General features: G+C 62.4%; 3 protein-coding genes. All 3 read left to right on the top strand.

Features of this window, described 5'->3' with window-relative positions; translation table 11 throughout:
• Nucleotides 1-13: 13 nt before the first annotated feature.
• Nucleotides 14-469, top strand: a complete 456-nt coding sequence (locus AB4Y44_RS42130) for a transposase (RefSeq protein WP_368702785.1) — start codon at nucleotides 14-16, stop codon at nucleotides 467-469.
• Nucleotides 469-822, top strand: coding sequence for an IS66 family insertion sequence element accessory protein TnpB (tnpB, locus tag AB4Y44_RS42125; RefSeq protein ID WP_342925497.1), 354 nt, complete (start codon nucleotides 469-471; stop codon nucleotides 820-822). The genes AB4Y44_RS42130 and tnpB overlap by 1 nt, the downstream gene beginning before the upstream one ends.
• 99 nt (nucleotides 823-921) lie before the next feature.
• Nucleotides 922-2,571, top strand: coding sequence for an IS66 family transposase (locus AB4Y44_RS42120; protein WP_368702784.1), 1,650 nt, complete (start codon nucleotides 922-924; stop codon nucleotides 2,569-2,571).
• Nucleotides 2,572-2,723 lie beyond the last annotated feature (152 nt).

The raw sequence follows: 2,723 nt of genomic DNA, 5'->3' as shown, positions 1-2,723 counted from the left end.
CTGCGCAGATTTTTTGCCCTTGCGTGCGACCAACGTTGGTGTCGAAGGCAAGCGGACTTTCGACAAACGTGACAAACAGAGGCTGATTGAAGCCTGCCTGAAACCGGGCGTGTCGATCGCGGGTATGGCGCTGAAGGCGGGCGTGAACGCCAACCAGTTGCGCCGCTGGATCAAGAATTACGAGGCGCGTCTGAAGGGCGCCGCCGCCCCATGTGACTCGAAGGCTCTGCCCACGGCATTTGTACCGGTGGTGGCGATCAGCGATGACAGCTGGGCGGCGTCGCCGATGCCGCCGCAGCCGGAACCTGATGCACCGGCGGCGCCGATGCGGGTGCACGCGCCACAGCGACCACCGCTGCCGTCGCGCCTGGTGGCGCAGCTGCCCAACGGGGTGAGCCTTGAACTCGAGTGCACCGGGCAGGATTGCGCGCTGCTCAAGACGATGATTGACGCGTTGAGGGGCAGCTGATGTTCCGCTTCGACGACGACCTGAAAGTCTACCTGTACCGCGAGCCGATTGACTTCCGCGCCGGCATCAATACCCTTGCTGCCCTGGTCACGGAGTCGATGCAACTGGACCCGCTCGCCCGCGCCGTGTATGCGTTCCACAACCGCAAACGCGATCGCGTCAAGCTCCTGCTGTACGAGCGCACCGGTTTCTGGTTGATGTTGCGCCGGCTTGAGGAAGACCATTTCGTGTGGCCGAGGCGGCATCAGGAGGTGATCGAGCTGACAACGCAGCAGCTTCACTGGTTGCTCGACGGCATCGACATCGATGCGCTTCGCCGCCACCCTGTGCGTCGTTACCAGCACGCCAGCTAGCCCGCCCGGCAAGGCGCGTCGCGCGTAAACAACGGCGGGTGGGCCTTTTACAAATTGACGTAAACCCACGGCGCGCTGCGCTCCGCTATCCTGGAGCGCATGAATCCTCCTGATCTCAAGCACATACCCAGGGTCGTCAAGGGCTATATCCGCGATCTCGAAGAGCGCGCGACACAGGATATTGCACAACGCGACGCACAGATCGAGGAGCTGAATCAGCGCATCGAACAGCTCGAGGAACAGATCCGTCTGCTGCAGGCCGAGCGGTACGCGCCGAAGAGCGAGAAACGCAAGGATCGCGTGTTCGACGAGGCCGAGCAGATCGCCCAGACCGAACCCTCCGACGAGGAGGACGAGGGCGCACAGCCAGCGCTGCCCGACACCGGCCTGCCCCAAAACAGCGAGCCCGAACCGCGCAAGGGCGGACGCAAGCCGCTGCCGACATACCTGAAGCGTGAACCTGTCGAATACGACCTGCCCGAAGACCAGAGGGCATGCGTGGACTGTGGTAACCCGATGCATCGCATCGGCGAGGACATCAGCGAGCAGCTGCACGTCGAGGTCAAGTGGACGGTCCGGCAGAACGTGCGCTCCAAGTGGGCCTGCCGGCACTGTGAGTGTCACGCCGAACAAACCCGGATTGTGCTTGCGCCGATGCCGGTGCAGCCGATTCCGGGCAGCCATGCGGACGCGTCGGTGATCGCGACGGTCACGACCGCAAAGTACGTCGACGGCATGCCGTTGTACCGGATGCAGGGCGCGCTCGCACGCTGGCAGATTCCGGTGAGTCGCGGCACGCTCGCTCACTGGATCATCCGCCCAAGCGAACTGCACTACCGCCGCCTGTACGACGCGCTGCACAAGACGTTGCTGTCGCAGCCGTTGATCCACGGTGACGAAACGACGGTTCAGGTGCTCAAGGAGCCCGGCAGGTCCGCCCAGAGCAAAAGCTATGCATGGGTGTACCGCAGCGCCGAAGGCTGCGCCGAGCCCGTTGTGCTGTTCGACTACCAGCCGGGGCGCGGCCAGGAACATCCGAAGAAGTTTCTCGGCGACTACAGCGGCATGCTGATGAGCGACGGCTACAGCGCCTGGCGCACGCTCAAAAAGGCCACGCACTTCGGATGCGTCGCGCACGCCCGGAGGCTGTTCGTCAAGGCGGACAAGGCGGCCGAGAAAAAAACGGACTCCGGCAAACAGAAGATACCTAACGCTCGTGTGGCGAAAGCGCTCGAATACTTCCAGGCCCTGTACCGTGTCGAGGCGCTCGCCAAGGGCGAACTGCCTGATGGCCAGACGCGCGCTGATTACACATATGGCTTGCGGCAAAAGCATAGCGTGCCGGTGCTCGAGGCCTTCAAGGCGTGGCTCGACGAACTGGCGCCCAAGGTACTGCCCCAGAGTCTGCTCGGCAAGGCAATCGCCTATACACGCAACCAGTGGCAATATCTGAGCCGCTACGTCACCGATGGTTGCGCCCCCATCGATAATAATGTTTGCGAACGTGACATCAGACCGTTTGCCACTTCGAGAAAGTCATGGCTGTTCAGCGACACAGTTGATGGCGCAAAAGCGAGCGCGACGGTGTACAGCCTGATGTTGACGTGCAGAGCCTGCGGCGTTGAGCCATACGACTACCTGCTACACGTACTCACCGAGTTGCCGCAGCGTGCGCCGGATGCAGATGTAACCGACCTTCTGCCGTTCAATTACGCCCGGCAACAACAGGAAAAGGAAGAGACCGGCTGACGAACTGAATGCGCGTAGGCATGCTGGCCCACGCGCAGGCTGATCACCTCGACGCGGACATCGTCGGTTGACCCCGACCGTCGCGGTACGGCTGCGCTTGCCCGTCTGTCGCAAACGATTCTTTATTCGGTGTGCTGAAATCACCGCTTACG

The sequence above is a fragment of the Paraburkholderia sp. BR10937 genome (genome assembly GCF_040965695.1).
GTDB lineage: Bacteria > Pseudomonadota > Gammaproteobacteria > Burkholderiales > Burkholderiaceae > Paraburkholderia.
Note: the sequence above shows the minus strand (reverse complement) of the source record. Positions and strands in the feature narration are given on the sequence as shown.